Origin of the sequence: Desulfoferrobacter suflitae, from assembly GCF_022603395.1 — a bacterium.
In the GTDB taxonomy this organism is placed as follows: domain Bacteria; phylum Desulfobacterota; class Syntrophobacteria; order Syntrophobacterales; family Syntrophobacteraceae; genus Desulfoferrobacter; species Desulfoferrobacter suflitae.
In genome coordinates, this window is record NZ_JAIBKA010000038.1 from 1 (window position 1) to 1,244 (window position 1,244).

General features: G+C 43.5%; 2 protein-coding genes. Both read right to left on the reverse strand.

Annotated elements, in window-relative coordinates; genetic code table 11:
- Nucleotides 1-35: 35 nt before the first annotated feature.
- Nucleotides 36-602: an IS630 family transposase gene (locus K1V27_RS22480; RefSeq protein ID WP_258931400.1), complete on the reverse strand. Its 567-nt coding sequence runs from the start codon at nt 600-602 to the stop codon at nt 36-38.
- Nucleotides 599-1,123, reverse strand: coding sequence for a helix-turn-helix domain-containing protein (locus K1V27_RS22485; protein ID WP_258931399.1), 525 nt, complete (start codon nt 1,121-1,123; stop codon nt 599-601). Before K1V27_RS22485 ends, K1V27_RS22480 begins: the two co-directional genes overlap by 4 nt.
- Between the last annotated feature and the right edge of the window lie 121 nt (nt 1,124-1,244).

Genomic DNA, 1,244 nt, shown 5'->3' on the forward strand with positions numbered 1-1,244 from the left:
TATACCGGAGCAACTTTGGTTTTTCCTGGCACATTTTATGCTTTGCTAGTGGCTATGATTTGGAACTTTTCCACCATTAAGGTTCTTAACTCATCAATATATTGGCCCACATTGTTTAGGAACCTGAATACTTTTGCCCGAAAGACCTTGTATTTTGGCTCATAGGTATTTTTGACCAACTTTTCTTTGGCAAATCCCCAGAAGCGCTCGATCAAGTTTAGATTTGGAGCATAAGGAGGCAAGAACACAACGTGAAGCCGCAGATTCTGTTTCAACCAATCGGTGACGATTTGTGCTTTGAAATACTTAGCGTTGTCAAGGAAAAGGATAATTTTTGGGGCCTGCTTGTATGCTCTTGTGATCATCTCAAAGTATTCAATCACGCGGTTCGCGTCGCAGTTTTGTTCTCCCGTTATATGATCGAATTCATGGCTGTCGGGATTGTAAGCTCCAAGAATATTAAGCCGTTGTCGCCCGGTGTTGGTCTTAAAAATGGGCCGTGCTTTGGGATCAGCCCAACATAGCCGGGGTATATTTTGGTGAACTAGATGCATCCCATCTCCAAAAAGAAAGACCGTTCCAGGCTCACTATTGGACTTCATGTCGAAGTACTCGGCAATTTTTTTTCCTGTTCTTCTTCGCTCGGAGGATTGCCGGGTATCACCTTCGGGCGAATCAGCTTTATGCCGTGTTTGTGCAGAAGCTTCCTGATGGCCTCCGTCGTGTACTTGATCGCAAATTGTTCGATGATGTGGGCTCTGATTTGTTTTAGGTGAATCGGATTTGTAGACCGAACCCAGTTGAGTAACTGCTGTATTTGTTCGTCGCTCAGATAGGGCTGCTTAGGTTTGTATTGGAATGAATTAAGGCAGTCGATTCCTTTGCTGAGATATTGATGATGCCAATTCTCGATCGTTTTCATCGCCACTCCGGTTATCGCGGCGACATCCTTCAGCGCAATGCCTTTGGCAAGCATAAGCAGGGCAATGAAGCGCATTTTGAGACGAGCATCTTGCTGTGTGTCTCGGTATTGTTCCAAGCGAATTACTTCTTCCTCGCTGAATTGGTAACTCGATACATCCATGCTGACCTCACTGTTGTTAGGGTTAGTCGTCTGTAGCATGGGTGTACCATCAAAAAGATAATTTGTCCAGAGTGTGTAATATTTTAATTTTTCTATGTTTTTTCTTTATATTGCCAGATCGGCCATTTTTTTGCTCAGAAAAACCAAAGTTGTTTGAGTA